Raw genomic sequence first — 15,319 nt, 5'->3', positions numbered from 1 at the left:
CCGGATCCGTCCGCGCCGGATCCGTCGTCAGCCTGCACTTCGGCTACCCGGACACCGCCGCCGCGCTGCCCCTCCTCCTCGCCGACCTCGACCGCCGCGGACTGCGCGCGGTCACCACCACGGAGCTGCTGACCTGATGGCACACCGCACGCAGAGACACCGCACCCAGGGACACCGCACCCAGGGACACCTCACGCAGCGCCCCCTCGCGCGGCGCCCCCTCACGAGGCGGACCAGGACCCTCCTCGCCGCCGCCCTGCTCGCCGCGCTCGCCGGCTGCGGCAGCGGGGACCCGGGCGAGGGCGCCGCCCCGGTGAAGAAGGCCGCCCCCGCCGTCCCCAAGCCCGCCGCGGCCCCCGCCGGGCTCCCCGGGATGCCACCGCCGCTCGACCCGAAGGACGTCTACGCCGCCGACCGGCCCGACAAGCTCTCGCCGGTCGTCAAGAACTTCCCCTCCCGGGTCTACGTCCCCAACACCAACTCCAACACCGTCTCCGTCATCGACCCGGCCACCTACCAGGTCGTCGAGACCATCCCCGTCGGCATCCAGCCCCAGCACGTCGTGCCCTCCTGGGACCTGAAGACCCTCTGGGTCAACAACAACCGGGGCCACACCCTCACCCCCATCGACCCGGCCACCGGCGTCGCCGGCAAGCCCGTCGAGGTCCACGACCCGTACAACCTCTACTTCACGCCCAACGGCAAGTACGCCGTCGTGATGGCCTCGCTCGACCGCGAACTCGTCTTCCGCGACCCGCACACCATGGAACGGAAGAAGACCGTCCCGGTCAGCTGTTACGGCGTCAACCACGCCGACTTCTCCGCCGACGGACGCTACTTCGTCGTCTCCTGCGAGTTCTCCGGCGAGCTGCTCAAGGTCGACACCGAGCGGATGGAGGTGATCGGCCAGCAGAAACTGCCCTTCGAGGGCGCCATGCCGCAGGACGTGAAGCTCTCCCCGGACGGCAGGACCTTCTACATCGCCGACATGATGGCCCACGGCATGTGGGTCCTCGACGGCGCGAAGTTCACCACCCCGACCCTGCTGCCCACCGGCAAGGGCGCCCACGGGCTCTACATCAGCCGGGACTCGCGCGAGATGTACGTCCCCAACCGCGGCGAGGGCTCCATCTCCGTCTTCGACTTCGAGAAGGACAGGCTGACGAAGAAGTGGTGGCTGCCGGACGGCGGATCCCCCGACATGGGAGGCGTCTCCGCCGACGGCAAGGTCCTCTGGCTCTCCGGCCGCTACGACTCCGAGGTGTACGCGATCGACACCACCACCGGGAAGCAGCTGGCCCGCATCCCGGTCGGCGGCGGACCCCACGGCCTCGCCGTCTACCCGCAGCCGGGGCGCTACTCGCTCGGCCACACGGGCGTCTTCCGGTAGAGCCGGTCGGCGGACGGTCAGCCCGCGACCAGGAGGGCCTCCGAGGCCACCGGGCGGTAGCCCGCCGCCTGGAAGGCACGGACGCTGCGGGCGTTGCCCGGGGACTGCTGCGCCCAGACCACGGCGTCCGGCGTGAGATGCCGCGCCGCCGCGGCCAGGGCGCGGCCCAGGCCCCGGTGGCGTACCTCCTCGTCGACCTCGACCGCCGCCTCCCAGCGGCCCGCCACTCCCCGGCCCAGGACCACGAGACCGCCGTCCGCCGCCCACACCCGGACCTCGTCGCGGAACTTCAGCGCCCGCGCGACCCGGGGGTGGTCCGGGTCCACGATCTCCCGGAGCTCCAGCGGGGGAGCGCCCGGCAGGGCGTCGGCGACGGTGAGCAGGTCGATCGTGTTCATGTGCCGGCCGGTACGGGTCATCAGCGCCATCAGGAAACCCGGGTTCATGCTGGCCGCCAGCGGGTCGCTCGACGTGGCCGCGAGCGCGGCCCGCACCCACTCCGGGTCGGCGTCGGTGAAGACCACCGAGTGGGCGGTGAAGGCGAGCACCCCGGCGTCCCGGGGGCCCGGCTGCGGCACGACCGTCGTCGTGCCGTCCGGGGGAGGGAAGTCCCCGCGCGCCGCCGCCGCCAGGATCCGTGCCACCTCGTCGCTCATACCCCCATCATCCGGCAGGCCCGGGCCAGCTAATCTGAGCCCCGTCAGAGAAGCACCAAGAAGGGGCGGAAGCAGTGGCGGACATCGACTCGGCACGCACGGCATTCAACAAGTTCGACGCCGACGGGGACGGTTTCATCACCGCCGCGGAGTACAAGAGCCTCATGGCCCAGCACGGCGACTTCCACGTCACGGAGTCGGTCGCCGAGGTGCTCATCAAGCAGCGCGACGACAACGGCGACGGCGTGCTGTCCTGGGACGAGTTCTGGGCGCACTACAGCAAGGCCTGACCCGCCCGCCCCGACGGGCGGCGCAACGCTGAGTTGCCGCCCGTCCGGGGCCCGGTGACATCGTCCGGTGACGCTTCCCGGACCCCTCGGTACCCCGGGCCGTCCGACGGCATCGGCACTCGCCGCGGCCGCCGTCCTCGCCGCCGCCCTGCTCGGCGCGGTCCCCGCCGCCGTCCTCACCGCCGCCCTGCGCGGTCCCCGCCGCGGCCGCCGTCCTCACCGTCGCCCCGCCCGGCACGGTCCCCGCCCAGGCGGGCACGGCCGAGCTGCGGATACCCGCCGCGGCCACCACCACGCTCCTGCGGCTCCTCGTCTTCACGGTCTGGCCGTGCGCCTCGGCGAACTCGGCGAACTCGTCGGACGTCGGCTCGCGCACGAAGGGCCACGGCCCCGCGCCCGCCGCGCGCGGAGGTGTCCGTCCTCGCGGCGAACGTGGTCGTCCCGGCGCCGCTGACCGTGGTGCCGGATCCGCACGGAATCGTTCCCCGAGCGTTCCCCGGCCGCCTTCCCGGCGTCCCCCGCCCGTCCGCCGCCGGCCGTCCGGCGGGGCGCGTTCCGTCCCCCGGCCGCTCCGTGCCGGTGGCAACTCGCTGCACCACATGCCCGTGGCCGGATCGCGGCCTGCCGCGCGAACGATCTCGCCTGCGCCCCCCACCTGGCCTTTTGGCCGGAAGAAGGGGGTCCGCCCGAGGCCTGCCCCCGCGCTTTCCAGCAGGTCGTGAGGCAGCTCGTTGCCAGGCAGCTTCCTGGCCTGTCCGGAAGCGGACAGCCGGGGCCCCGCGGTGATTTCCTCTAGGTGTGCGGACGGGACGGCTGAAAAGTCACCGGCCGCCAAGGACTCCTGACACGCACGTACGCCGCACTCGTACCGCATCCGAACCCGGAACGGAGACCCACATGTCCTGTCGCTCCCGCCGCACAAGCAGTGTCCTCGCCGCCCTCGCCGCCGCCGTCCTCGGCGGCCTGGTGATCGCCTCCCCGGCCGAGGCCGCCCCCACCGCCCCGAACAGCCTCGCCCAGCGCGGTGACGACTTCGTCTGGCCGACGCCGCCGAACCCGCAGATGCCGGACCTCCCCTGCGTCCCGACGCTCCCCAAACTGCCCTGCGTCATCGAGATCCCGGACGACTTCGTCTGGCCGATCGCCCCCAGGGACTGACCGCCATGCACGTCACGACCGCCGCCACGGCCGCCGCCCCGCTCCGGCTCGACTCCCGGAGTCAGATCCACTCCCTGCGGGTCGCCTGCACCCCCGCCTCGAACCGGCTCGACGCACCCAGCCGCTCCATCAGGTCGGCCACGATCCGCCGCTCCGTCCGCACCCCGATGCCCAGCGCCCGCGCCACGGCCTCGTCGGTGAGACCGCTCGCCAGAAGCTGGAGCAGTTTGCGCTCCTGCGGGGTGAGCCCGCCGGGCAGGGCGTCCCCCGGGCCGTTCAGCGGGGAGGCGTGCTCCCAGTAGGCCTCGAACAGGGCGCGCATGGCCAGGACCACCGGCTGGCTGCTGAAGAGCAGCGCGGACGGCTGGGCCTGACCGGGCAGCCCGGCGACCACCGCCGCCGCCGTGTCCACGATGAGCAGCCGCATCGGAAGCGTCGGCGAGGTACGGATCTCGCTGCCGCGCTCCGCCATCCACTGGGCGTGTGCCCGGGTGACCCGGTCACCCGCGACGCTGTCCAGATAGATGGTCCGGAAGCGGACGCCCCGCTCCATCGCCCGCTCGTTCAGGGGCCGGCCGGCCTCGACGGACTCCTCCGTGAGGGCCTTGCCGGGATGGAAGGCGAGCGACTCGCGCGTACAGGACTCGGCGAGGGCCTCCAGACGGGTACGGATGTCGTCGACGTTGTCGAGGTGCTCCGCCCCGTCGAGACCGCCCGAGCGGCCCGATGCCGTGTACTCGGCCGCGAGAGCGGCGAGGGCGGCACGATTCTGCTCGATCCGCTGCTGCCGCGAGGCGAGTTCGCGCTCCTCACGCTGGAGCAGCACCTTGAGACCGAGTGACGGGTTCACCGCGCGCATCCGGCCCGGACTGTCCCGGGACGGCGCGAGCAGGGAGAGCCGCGTCAGCAGGTCGAGCGCCTCCTCCACCTGTTCCGTCGTGCAGCTCAGCAGTTTCGCCAGGCGCTCGGGATCGTGCTCCTTGTGGAACAGGATCGCGCGGTACACGCCCAGCGTGTGTTGGTCGAGCGACGAGACCTCGTCCACGGTGTCCCCCAATGGTCGTACCGCCCCAGGGTCATTCGGGGCGGAGATCCGAACCGGGTTCCGCGCCCCATCGCCCGAGCGACCCGATTCACCCCATTCACACGATCATCACGCTACCCGTTCGACGATCTCCTCGAAAGGGACGTCACGTGCTCCAGACCGGTTCCTCCCCGCCGCGGCTCGACGGTCTTGTCGTGCTCGTCGTCGACGCCACCACGGGCATCGGCCGGGAGCTCGCGACACGGCTGAGCGCCGCGGGGGCGATCGTCGCCGTCGTCGGCGCCGGTCACCCGGACCGCGGCGACGACGCCGCCACCAACGCGGCCTTCCTCTGCAAGGCGCTCAACGACGCGGGTCTGCTCGCCCTGCCGTACCGCATCGACATCCGCGATCCGGCCGAGGCGGGCCGGCTGCCCGGCCAGATCGCCACCGACGCGGGCCCGGTGAACGCCGCCGTCGTCGTGCTGCCGGCGCCGGAAGCCCCCGGTGAACTGCTGCGCGCCTTCCGCGCCGTGTCGGCCGCCCTCGCGGTCGCGCTGCCACCCGGCGCCCGGCACATCGAGCACACCCCGGCCGGCGCGGCCGGACCGGACACGACGACGGCCGGCGACCGCAGCTGGCTCCGTTCCGTCGTCGACGGCCTGGCCGCCGACGCGGCGCGGGCGGCCAGCCGCTGAGACCGGCGGCCCGCGAGGGCCGCCACAGAAGCCACACAGAAGTCGGCACACAGCACAGTCACCGCACAGCACTCACCACACAGAAGGCACCACAGAAGTCACCACGGGGAGAGAGATGTCCATTCGCGTCGTCGTGGCCGGTGACCACCAACTGGTCCTGGAGGCCTTCGCCGAGACCCTGAACGGCACCAACGGCCTGGACGTGGTGGGGCTCGCCACGACCTTCGAGGCGGTGCTCCCGGCCGTCCAGCGGCACCGGCCCACGGTGCTCCTGCTCGGCGAGAGCACCATGGGAGGCAAGGCGCTGCACGCCGCCACCGAGGTGCGCTCGCACCACCCGAGCTGCGGAGTGGCGCTGATGGTCGGTTCGGCCACCCCGTCCGTCGTGGACCGGGCGGTGGCCGCCGGAGCACTCGGAGTCGTACCGAAGACGGCCCGGCTGCCGCAGCTGATCACCACCCTCGTGGGAGTCGCGGGGGGCTGCCTCACCGTCGACCCGGGACTGCTGCGGACGCCGACGGCGGGGGAGACGGTGCTCAGCGTCCGGGAGACGGACGTCCTGCGGCTGACCGCCGGCGGGGCGACCGTCAAGGAGATCGCGGGCGAGCTCTACCTCGCGGCGGGGACGGTACGGAACCTCACCTCGGCGGCGATCAAGAAGCTCGGCGGGCGCAACCGGTTCGACGCGGCGCGCATCGCGGCGGAATGCGGGTTGCTGTGAGGACGGTGGGGGAGGCCGGACGCGCGCCGGCCCCGGCACGAGGCGTGCCGGGGCGGGGCTTCACGACATGGTGGAGCAGGGCGCTCCGTGCGCTCCTACTTCTCCAGGCAGAACTCGTTGATCGGGTAGCCGACATGACGGTCGGCCGTCGGCAGGTGACCCAGGATGCGGTCGCCCGGCTTGAGCTCGGTGCTGTTGAGCACCGAGGCGCCGGGGCCGAGGACCCGCACGTGCCAGTCGTCCTGGAGGATCAGGTTGACCGTCTGACCGCTGGGCGCGACCGCGTCGATGGAGATGAGCGGACGCGTCTCGATCTTCACCCGGCCGACGCTGACGGGCCGCGTACGGCCGTCGACGTCGACCGCCAGGACGGAACTGCCGGCGTGCAGCTCGCTCAGGTAGTGGGTGCGGCCGTTCTGCCCCACGGTGTAGGAGTGCAGGGCACCCGCGTTGACACGGAACGGACGGGTCGGCATGTACGGCAGCGGGTGGGTCTCGCTGACGCACAGGACCATGCCCTTGGAGTGGGAACCCACCAGGATGCCCTCGTCCTTGCGGAAGTGGGTCGTGGTGTCGACGCAGGCGCGCTCGCCCATGCCGATGTGCGTGGTCGCCGTGACCTCCAGCTCGACCAGGGAGATCTCCCCGCCGTGCGCGGTCGCCGCGGTCCGCAGGGCCGTCGCGTCGCCGACCGTACGGCCCCGCATCAGGACCCCGTCCGAGCCGTGCTCCAGGACGCCGTACAGGATCTCGGCCTCCTCGGTGTCGGCGGCCGTCGTCACGATGGAACCGGGCGCGCCCGAGGCGGCCGCGATGACGATCTCCAGCGGGATCTTCGTCGGGTCGCGGAAGTCGAGGACGCTCCAGGCCTCGAGACGCGCCGCCAGGCAGGCGTCCTCCAGGGTGTCGGCGTCGACGATCTCCACGTACCGCCCGAACTGCACGTCGGGGTGGGCCGCTTCGAGCTCGGCGCGGCCGTCCTTCGGGCCGGGGACGATCACGACGTCGGCCTCGCCCAGGTCGGCGGGCACGGTGGCGGCGCCGTCCTCGAAGAGCAGGACCTTGCGGACGGTGGGCGGCAGTCCGGCGAAGACGGCCGGGTCGGCGGCGACGATGCCGTCGATCTTCTGGTGCACGGCCTCCTCGAGGACGGCGGCGGTGGCGGCGCCGGCCTCGCGGATGTCAAGCCAGCACAGTTTGGCGTCCGTCATGATGCGGACCTCCTGTCAGATGGTCGAGAGACGAGCCGTCGAGCGACGGGCCGTCGAGGTGGGTGTCGTCGTGGTGCGGGTCGTCGAGCGGTGTGCCGTCGAGGTGGTCGGGGGTGAGGCGTTCGCTGTGAAGCCGCTCCCCGCCGCCCGACTCGCTGAACGGGCCGGTGGTGAAGTGCTGTTCGGGGAAGTGGTGGACGATCCTCGCGACCTTGGCCGCCAGCGCGCGCGGGTCCTTGGCCTGGAAGATGTTGCGGCCCATGGCCACCCCGCCCGCCCCTCCGGCGATGGCGTCCCTGACGTACGCCAGGACGTCCTCCTCCTTCTCCAGGGCGGGTCCGCCGGCGACGAGCACCGGCACCGGGCAGGCCGCGGTCAGGTCGAGCATCTCCGCGGTGGATCCGAGGAAGACGGTCTTGACCAGGTCCGCGCCCAGGTCCGCGGCGATCGTCACGGCGTGCGCGACGACCGCCGGGTCCCGGGGGTCGCTGATCCGCGGCCCGCGCGGGTACACCATCGCGAGCAGCGGCAGGTTCCAGCGGTCGCAGGCGTCGGCGATCCGGCCGAGGTCGCCGATCTGCTGCCGCTCGTCGTCGGAGCCGAGGTTGACGTGGACGCTGACCGCGTCCGCGCCGAGGCGCAGGGCCTCCTCGACGCCGGCGACGACGTACTTGGCGTTGGGGTCGAGCGCCTGGCTGGTGCTCGCGTTGAGGTGGATGATCAGCGACATCGCGGCGAACCGCTCCGGGCTGATGTGCCGGACGCTGCCCTTGTGCACGACGACGGCGTCGGCGCCGCCGGCCGCGATCCGGGCGGCGAGCTGGTCGAGCGTGGTGCCCTTCGGCACCACGGGACCGTCGTGGATCGAATGGTCGAGAGGGGTGATCATCAGGCCGGCCGTGCTGTGGCGGTAGAGCCGCCGTAGCCGCAGCGACCGGGCGAAGTGGCCGAAACCGGTCATGGAACGCCCTTTCTGGTTCGCGAGGAGGCGTGATCGGGCTGGTGACCCGCGCCGCTCACGCGGACGGGGTCGTCCCGCGCGGTGGCTCCGCGCGGGGAGCTGAGGGTCGGCCCGCCGACGCGCGGGGCGGGGTCCGGTGGCGAGACGGAGCGCAGATAGGCGCGGTCCGGTTTGCCCGAGGGCGTGAGCGGCAGCCGCGGCCAGACCGAGACGCGTACCGGAGTGTGCTCGGGAGTCAGCGCCGCGCCCACGTATCCGCGCAGGTCGCAGGAGGTCTGCCCGGCCCCCGAGTACAGCTCGACGGCCGCGTGCACCTGCTCCACCCAGTCGCGGTCCCGCACTCCGAACACCGTGGCCTGACGCACCTGCGGATGGCGCATCAGCGCCTCCTCGATGGCCGCCGGGTCCAGCTTGAGCCCGCCGTGCTTGATCACGTCGCCCACCCGGCCGTCGAGCCGGAGGTAGCCGTACCGGTCCCAGTGCCCCAGGTCGCCGGTGCACAGCCAGCCGTCGCGGAAGACCGTGCCGGTGCGTTCCTCGTCGCCGAGGTAACCCGCCGTGACCGTCGGCGAGCTGATCCAGATCTCGCCCGAGACCCCCCGTTCCACCTGGGGGCCGCCGCCGGGGCCGCGGATCTCCACACGCACCCAGGGGAACGGCCGGCCCGCCGAGCCGAGCAGCTCCGGCTCGCGGTGATCCAGCGGGTTGAGGCTGCTGATGCCGCCCGCCTCCGTCGTCCCGTACACCTGGATGAGCACGTCGCCGAAGAGCTCGACGGCCCGCGCCACCCGCGCCGGCGCCGCCGGGGTGCCGCTGTAGGTGATGCGGCGCAGCGACGACAGGTCGGTGCGCGGTGCGGCGGGATGGTCCAGGAGCCGGTAGAGGTGGGGGACGGCGAGATAGACGTCGGTGACCGCGTGCCGCTCGAAGGCGTCCAGGACGTCGCCCGCGTCGAACTCGTCGTGCAGCACGACCCGTCCGCCGCTCGCGAGCACCGCGTCGGCCATCGGCGCGGTCGTGTGGCTGATCGGCGTGACGGACAGCAGTGTCGCGGGTCCCCGGGGATCGAGGCCATGGGCGAGACGGCTGACGAGCTCCTCACGTGTGTCGTACCGCTGGGCGACCATCTTCGGCCGTCCGGTGCTCCCGCTGGTGAACTCGACGGTCGCGAGGTCGTCCGGGCGCGGCTCGGGGAGTCGCGCGGGCAGCGGTTCGGTGGATACGGCCGCCGTTCCCCAGGGGACGGTCAGCGCGGTCACGGCCGGGACGCGGCGGGTGAGCCAGTCGCCGCGCTCGGCGCTCTCGTCGTCGACGAGCAGCACCGACACCCGCAGGTCCTCCAGGAGTTGGGCCTGGGTGGCGACCGAGAAGGTCTCCGTGTCGGTACGCGGATTCATCGACCGTACGTACACGGAGGTGGCGCCCAGGAGATGGACGGCGTACCGGGCGCCGAGCATCAACGGCCGGTTGGGGCCGGTCAGCACGGCGACGGTGTCACCGGGGCGGACGCCGCGGGAGTGCAGCAGGGCCGTGGTGGCCCGCACCGATCCGGCGAGCCGGCCGGCGGTGACGGCCTCGTCGGCGCGGTGGATCACCACGCGCCCCGGGTCCTTTCCGAGAGCGTCGAGAATGCGGCGTACGTACATGGTTCCTCCTTTCCGGAAAGAGAAGTTCAGAGGTGCGGAGAATGCAGAGGTGCGGTAGAGGTCAGGAGATGCGCATCTGAGCCATCATTCCCATGGCGCTGTGGTCGATCATGTGGCAGTGATAGGGAAAGACCCCGCGGTGGGTGTCGAAGGTCAGCTGGAGTTTCGCGGTCTGCCCCGGGAAGAGGAGGACGGTGTCCTTGAGGCCGGCCTCCGCCGGATAGACCGGCATTCCGTCCCGTTCGAGAATCCGGAACTGCACCAGATGGGTGTGGAAGTTGTGCGGGACGGTGGTGCTGGTGTTCTTGACCGTCCACACCTCGGTGGAGCCCCAGGCGATCTCGGTGTCGATCCGGTCGTGGTCGAAGGTCTTCTCGTTGATGTACGCGAGGTGACCGGTGCCCGGTTCGTCCATCCGCAGCTCGAAGCTCCGCTCCACGGTCGGCGTGGGCAGCGGCGGCAGGGTGGTGAGGACGTCCGGCACCCGGCTGGTGTCGGTCACCTTCTCCTCGACGTCGAAGCGCATGATCTGCCCGACGAGCTCGGTCGGCCCGGGGCCCAGCATGTTCGCCAGGGTGACCTGGGTGCCCGGCGCGTACCGCGAGAAGTCGACGACGAAGTCGGCGCGCTCGCCGGGGGAGAGGACGATCACCGGCGAGGGCGCCGGCGCCGGCAGCAGCCCGCCGTCCGAGCCGACGTGGATGATGGGGCTGCCGTCGGAGAGCGCCATCACGAAGATGCGCAGGTTGCAGGAGTTGACCATCCGGAAGCGGTACTTGCGGGCCTTGACCTTCATGTACGGCCAGGGGGCCCCGTTGACCAGGATGGTCGTGCGGTTGAGCGCGTCGTCCATCGTGTAGACCATCTGCCCCGCCGCGTCGAAGTGCGCGTCCCGGAGGATCAGCGGCACCTCGTACGGCCCCGAGGGCAGTCCGAGCGCGTCCTCGGCCTCGTCGCCGAGGAGGTAGAGCCCGGAAAGGCCCCGGTAGACGTGCTCGGACTCCATGTGGTGGGCGTGGTCGTGCGTCCACAGCGTGGCGCCCACCTGACGGTTGGCGTACACGTAGGTCTTCGACCGGCCCGGCTGGATCAGGTCCATCATCCCGCCGTCCTGGTCCTGCGGGTTGTTCCCGCCGTGCAGATGGACCGAGGTCGGTGCGGAGAGCGCGTTGATCTGCTTCACGACGGCCGTGCGCCCGCTGCGGGCCCTGATGGTGGGGCCGGGGAAGGTGCCGTTGTACGTCAGGACCTCGGTCCGCAGTCCGGGCAGGATCTCGACCCGCGCCCTGCGCATGGTGACCGCGTAGTAGTCGGCCGACCGGGTCCGCCGGTACGGGGCGAGAACCCGGGGCCGGGGCAGCGGCACGGTGAACGGGGTGACCGCGGGCGGGCCGGCGGGCGGCTCGGCGGCCACCGCCTGCGTACCGGAGGTGAGGCTCTGGAACACCCCGCCGGCCGCGCCGACAGCGCCGACGGCACCGGCGGTGAGTCCGAGTCGTATCGCGTTGCGGCGAGAGAACACAGCGGATTCCTAACGTGACGGTTTTCCGGGAACGGTGGTTCGGGGGTGGGCCGGGGGTTGGTCGGGCACGGTTCGGGCGATGGTGCCGTGCTTCGGGCCGTGCTTCGGGCCGTGCTTCGGGAACGGTGATGAATTCGCTCTCCGAGCATGGGCGCGAACGGCCGGAACTCCGAGCGGGTTCGCGCCGGTTCTTGCATGTGTCACGCGATCGATGACCTCGGTCATTTCCGCCGGTGGCTACGGGAATCAGGCAATCCGGAATGACGGGAGTCACGGTGCGCAATGCCGTCCGTCACTCCCCGCCCGGGAAATGTCACCGATTTCGGCGCGCGCCGATCGGGGGCCGATTCCCCGCGCGAGAGTGGTGCCCGGCGTCTGCCCTGCGTACGGCGCCTTCCCGCCCGCCGGCCTCCGGGGCCGCACGGCCCCGGCGCCGGACCGTCATCCTCGCGCCCACGGAGGCACCGTGCAGACCACGCAGACACCCTCGGACACCGGCCCGCGCCCCCTCGAACCCGCCCTCGCCGTACCGGCGTTCACCGGAGGCGTGCGGGTCCTCTTCACCTCCGGGGACGGCGACGTCGCCACCCTCGCCGGGCCCGCCACCTCGCTCGCCCTCCGCCCGGTCCGGGACGGCGTCCGGACCGCCCTGGAACGGCTCGCCGAAGGGCCCCTGCCCGCGGAGGAGTTGTACGAGGGCCTTCGCCCCGCCGAGCGCGTCCAGTTCGAACGGGTCCTCGACCGCGCCCGGCACCTGGTGGGCCACGCGGTCCTGGCCCGGGGAGGAGGCCGCGAGCTGCTCCGCCTGGAGCCGGTGGCGCGCGACGCCGCCCATGTGCCGGTCCTCGTCCCCGCCGACGCGACCGTACGGCTCTCCCGCTTCGCCTTCTGCCGCAGCCGCGAAGGCGCCCTCGTCCTGGAGTCGCCGCTGGTCAAGTTCCGGGCGGTGCTCACCGACCCGGCCGCCCGGACCCTGGCCGCCGCGCTCGGCGAGCCCGGCACCCCCGCCCGCCTCGGCGCGGACGCCGGTCTCGACGAGGCCGGCACCGCCGACGTCCTCGGTCACCTCGTCGGCGCCGGTTTCGCCGAACTCGCCGACGAGGGCGGGGTCTTCGCCTCCGACGGCGAACCCGTCCTGCGCCAGTGGGACTTCCACGACCTCCTCTTCCACTCGCGCATCCGCTCCGGCCGGTACGACGACGTGTTCGGCGCCGTCTACCCCCACCGGGGCGCCATCGAGCCCCGGCCGGCCGTACGCCCCGTCCCCGAGGGCCCCGCCGTGCCGCTCCACCGGCCGACCCGGGAGGAGATCGCGGCGCACGACCCGTCCCTCACCACGGCGATCGAGACCCGGCGGTCCATCCGGGGCTACGGCGACCAGGAGATGACCGCCCGCCAGCTGGGCGAGTTCCTCTACCGCGTCGCCCGCGTCCGCGCCCACTACACGCCGGAGCCCGGCAGCGACCGCGACGAGGTGGTCTCCCGCCCCTACCCGAGCGGCGGCCAGGGGTACGAGCTGGAGCTGTACGTCACCGTGCGGCGCTGCGAGGGGCTGGCACCCGGCATCTACTACTACGACCCCGTCGGCCACCGGCTCGTCCTGCGGAACGAGGAGGAGGCCGACCGGGAGTCCCTCTTCCACGTGGCCTCGCGGGCCACCGGCATGGAGGCGCGCCCCGACGTCCTCGTCACCGTCACGGCCCGCTTCCAGCGCATGTCGTGGAAGTACCGGGCCATCGCCTACGCGACCACGCTCCGGCATACGGGCGTGCTCTACCAGACGATGTACCTGGTCGCGACGGCCCTCGGCCTCGCCCCGTGCGCGCTGGGCAACGGCGATGCCGACATGTCCGCGCGGGTGCTCGGCCTGGACTACCTCCAGGAGTCCTCGGTGGGCGACTTCCTGCTCGGCAGCCGGCGCCCGGACGACTCCGTCGCAGGTGAGCCGGGGGAAGGGTGGCGGATGCTCAACAGCCCCGAGTGGTCCCTTCCCGAGAACCCCTGAGTCCTTCCGGCATGACGCCGGTTATTCCGGGCGTGATAAACGTCAGGCAGAGCCCGGAAAGGCTGGTGCGGGGGATGGCCGGTCAGCATTATTGGTGTTGCAGCCGAACGGTTGCCGAGAAGAATTCGGAAAGGAATTCAGAATGAGCATCGACGACATCAAGCAGGGCCAGGACGCGGACAAGGCGTTCGAGAACTTCGACGTCGACGAGCTGGAGACCCTCGAGGTCGCCCAGGGCGTGGCCCTCCCGGAGATGGGTGCCTCCAGCGGCTCGATCGGCACCTCGTCCTCCAGCTCCTCCACCTGCTCCGCCTGCTGAACATCCCCCAACCGAAACGCTGAAAGGAAACACACCATGAGCATCGACGACATCAAGAACGGCGACGACGCGGCCTTCGACAACTTCGACGTCGCGGAGCTGGAGACCCTCGAGGTCGCCCAGGGCGTGGCCCTCCCGGAGATGGGTGCCTCCAGCGGCTCGATCGGCACCTCGTCGTCGTCCTCCTCCACCTGCTCGGCCTGCTGACCGAGTAACCGGGGCTGAACGCACGACGCACGAAGGATGCGACCGCCCGGCTCAGGCCGGGTGGCGCATCCTCGCGTGCGTTTCGGTGCTTCCGGGGATTCCGGCGGAGTCCGGGGATTCCGGGGCGTCAGCCGCGCAGGGCCACGTGGAAGGACGAGGCCCACAGCACGACCGCCGCGCCCAGGCCCACCACCGTGCGGATCGTTTCCGCCGTGGTGCCGGCCGCCAGGACGACGAGCCCGACCAGGGCGACCGCCGTCAGGAAGATCGCGGTCCACTTGTACTGCCCCTGGTCGAAGAGGCGGGCGAGCGGGAAGAAGTGCAGGCCCACGACGAGGCAGATCCCGACCGGGATGAACTCGGGGTGACTTGAGGCGTTCGACGCGGCGATCACCGCGAAGATCGCCACCAGCTCGGCCATGTTGACCAGGCCGACCCCCCGGTTCCACTTCTCCGGCAGGCGGACCAGACGGGTCACCGGACCCGCGGTGCCCCGGAAGGCGAACACCACCGCGCCGGCGGTCACGACGGCGGCGACGACGCCGACCGCGACGGACACGGGCACCGCCGCTATTCCCGAACCGCCCGCGAAGGCCCATACGAGGGCGAAGACGGCGAGGACGATCGCGCCGCGACGGCGCAGATTACGCGTGAGTGCCAGGCACTCGGCGTCGGTGGTTTCCGTAGTCATGGCGCGGACCTTACAACGACGCTCCTCGATGATCCGACCGCGTTGTCTATTTTCAGCCAGTCAGACTCGGACCCGTCTCGAACGAAGCCGTGGCCCGAGCGTCACGGAAAGGGTGACACATGTCAGCCGGGATCCCTTTCCCCTATCGCCGCGCAATTCTCCGTCACATGATTGCGGCCGGAAGGCAAAGAAAGTCCAGGACGTTGTTCTCGAATTCTCGGAAGGTGCGAAAGCATGGGGGTTGATGCGCTGGAGCGCACTGCCGTGAAGCCGGATTCCGACGGCCTGACGGGAGTGCGGCTGCACACACGGATGCCGGTCACACCGGCCTGGCTCGCCCGGTACGTCGTACCGGTCGCCCGCGCGCTGAACGAGGCGGGCGCTCCCGCCGTCCAGCTGCGCCGCGGGTGGCTCCACGGGCCGCACGTCGACATCCTCGCCCGCGACGCCACCGGCGTCCCGGGCGGCGGCCCCGACTGGGAGGGCATCGCCCGGGCCCTGGACGCCGGCCCGCTCGACCCGCCCCGGGCCCTCACCGAGGAGACCTACCTCGACCAGGCCCGCGAGTTCGGCCGCCTGGAAGCCGTCCAGCCGCCCTACCTGCCGCTGCGCGAGCACGGCGCCGTCGAGCGGATCGAGCCCGGCGGCCGATACGGCGGGCAGGCCGGCGGACCCTCCGGAGCCACCGCCCGCGACCCGCGCCTCGACCGCTTCCGTACCGTCGTGCACGGGGCCCTGACCCCCGCGCTCCTGCGGACGATCGACGACCTCGCCGGCGAGCCCGGCTCCGGCACGCTCCGGCTCGCCGGCGAGGTCGTCG

At 72.1% G+C, this 15,319-nt stretch carries 15 protein-coding genes and 2 pseudogenes; 10 read left to right on the top strand and 7 right to left on the bottom strand.

The features are described 5' to 3' along the window. Positions 1-137: pseudogene (locus tag AOK00_RS40835) on the top strand (polysaccharide deacetylase family protein); the annotation flags it as partial. Continuing rightward, complete coding sequence (locus AOK00_RS31005) at positions 137-1,390, top strand: YncE family protein (RefSeq protein WP_254047569.1); 1,254 nt, start codon at positions 137-139, stop codon at positions 1,388-1,390. The pseudogene AOK00_RS40835 and the gene AOK00_RS31005, both read left to right, overlap by 1 nt. 17 nt (positions 1,391-1,407) lie before the next feature. Here AOK00_RS31005 and AOK00_RS31000 read toward each other — a convergent pair whose 3' ends face one another. Further along, positions 1,408-2,046 (bottom strand): hypothetical protein, encoded by a 639-nt coding sequence (locus tag AOK00_RS31000; RefSeq protein ID WP_055603519.1) that lies wholly within the window; start codon positions 2,044-2,046, stop codon positions 1,408-1,410. A 74-nt stretch (positions 2,047-2,120) separates the two neighbouring features. On the opposite strand from AOK00_RS31000, the gene AOK00_RS30995 reads away from it, so the two are divergent. Beyond that, on the top strand, positions 2,121-2,336 hold the full coding sequence (locus tag AOK00_RS30995; protein WP_030320427.1) for an EF-hand domain-containing protein: 216 nt from the start codon (positions 2,121-2,123) through the stop codon (positions 2,334-2,336). A gap of 897 nt (positions 2,337-3,233) precedes the next feature. Further along, positions 3,234-3,494, top strand: a complete 261-nt coding sequence (locus AOK00_RS30990; protein ID WP_055603518.1) for a hypothetical protein — start codon at positions 3,234-3,236, stop codon at positions 3,492-3,494. A gap of 61 nt (positions 3,495-3,555) precedes the next feature. On the opposite strand, the gene AOK00_RS30985 is transcribed toward AOK00_RS30990, so the two are convergent. Next, on the bottom strand, positions 3,556-4,539 hold the full coding sequence (locus tag AOK00_RS30985) for a helix-turn-helix transcriptional regulator (RefSeq protein WP_055603521.1): 984 nt from the start codon (positions 4,537-4,539) through the stop codon (positions 3,556-3,558). Positions 4,540-4,688: 149 nt separating this feature from the next. Here AOK00_RS30985 and AOK00_RS30980 point away from each other — a divergent pair, with 149 nt between their 5' ends. Together AOK00_RS30980 and AOK00_RS30975 are read left to right on the top strand one after the other, a co-directional pair. Then, a complete protein-coding gene (locus tag AOK00_RS30980) occupies positions 4,689-5,216 on the top strand; it encodes a hypothetical protein (RefSeq protein WP_055603517.1) in 528 nt (175 codons plus the stop codon). 115 nt (positions 5,217-5,331) lie between these two features. Next, complete coding sequence (locus AOK00_RS30975) at positions 5,332-5,937, top strand: response regulator transcription factor (RefSeq protein WP_030320420.1); 606 nt, start codon at positions 5,332-5,334, stop codon at positions 5,935-5,937. A gap of 95 nt (positions 5,938-6,032) precedes the next feature. On the opposite strand, the gene AOK00_RS30970 is transcribed toward AOK00_RS30975, so the two are convergent. The 4 genes from AOK00_RS30970 to AOK00_RS30955 all read right to left on the bottom strand — a co-directional run bounded on the left by AOK00_RS30970 (position 6,033) and on the right by AOK00_RS30955 (position 11,277). Beyond that, positions 6,033-7,148: a 3-dehydroquinate synthase II family protein gene (locus AOK00_RS30970; protein ID WP_030320419.1), complete on the bottom strand. Its 1,116-nt coding sequence runs from the start codon at positions 7,146-7,148 to the stop codon at positions 6,033-6,035. Next, positions 7,120-8,109 (bottom strand): 2-amino-3,7-dideoxy-D-threo-hept-6-ulosonate synthase, encoded by a 990-nt coding sequence (locus tag AOK00_RS30965; protein ID WP_055603516.1) that lies wholly within the window; start codon positions 8,107-8,109, stop codon positions 7,120-7,122. Before AOK00_RS30965 ends, AOK00_RS30970 begins: the two co-directional genes overlap by 29 nt. Further along, entirely contained in the window at positions 8,106-9,755 is a 1,650-nt protein-coding gene (locus AOK00_RS30960; protein WP_063886697.1) for a class I adenylate-forming enzyme family protein, read from the bottom strand. Before AOK00_RS30960 ends, AOK00_RS30965 begins: the two co-directional genes overlap by 4 nt. 61 nt (positions 9,756-9,816) lie before the next feature. Continuing rightward, positions 9,817-11,277: a multicopper oxidase family protein gene (locus tag AOK00_RS30955; RefSeq protein WP_055603515.1), complete on the bottom strand. Its 1,461-nt coding sequence runs from the start codon at positions 11,275-11,277 to the stop codon at positions 9,817-9,819. A gap of 466 nt (positions 11,278-11,743) precedes the next feature. Here AOK00_RS30955 and AOK00_RS30950 point away from each other — a divergent pair, with 466 nt between their 5' ends. From AOK00_RS30950 to AOK00_RS37745, 3 genes are all read left to right on the top strand, one after another. Then, the gene (locus AOK00_RS30950) at positions 11,744-13,282 is read left to right on the top strand and encodes a SagB/ThcOx family dehydrogenase (protein WP_254047568.1); all 1,539 of its coding nucleotides are present in this window, start codon (positions 11,744-11,746) and stop codon (positions 13,280-13,282) included. A 142-nt stretch (positions 13,283-13,424) separates the two neighbouring features. Next, positions 13,425-13,601, top strand: a complete 177-nt coding sequence (locus AOK00_RS37750; protein ID WP_073912617.1) for a thiazolylpeptide-type bacteriocin — start codon at positions 13,425-13,427, stop codon at positions 13,599-13,601. Between the two features lie 36 nt (positions 13,602-13,637). Further along, positions 13,638-13,808: a thiazolylpeptide-type bacteriocin gene (locus AOK00_RS37745; RefSeq protein WP_015036315.1), complete on the top strand. Its 171-nt coding sequence runs from the start codon at positions 13,638-13,640 to the stop codon at positions 13,806-13,808. Between the two features lie 127 nt (positions 13,809-13,935). Here the strand turns inward: AOK00_RS37745 and AOK00_RS30945 are convergent, their stop codons facing one another. After that, positions 13,936-14,499, bottom strand: coding sequence for a DUF7010 family protein (locus tag AOK00_RS30945; protein WP_055603514.1), 564 nt, complete (start codon positions 14,497-14,499; stop codon positions 13,936-13,938). 234 nt (positions 14,500-14,733) lie between these two features. Here AOK00_RS30945 and AOK00_RS30940 point away from each other — a divergent pair. Further along, positions 14,734-15,319 (top strand): annotated as a pseudogene (locus AOK00_RS30940) (hypothetical protein); the annotation flags it as partial.

Source organism: Streptomyces aureus (assembly GCF_001418135.1).
Taxonomy (GTDB): Bacteria; Actinomycetota; Actinomycetes; order Streptomycetales; family Streptomycetaceae; genus Streptomyces; species Streptomyces aureus_A.
Note: the sequence above shows the minus strand (reverse complement) of the source record. Positions and strands in the feature narration are given on the sequence as shown.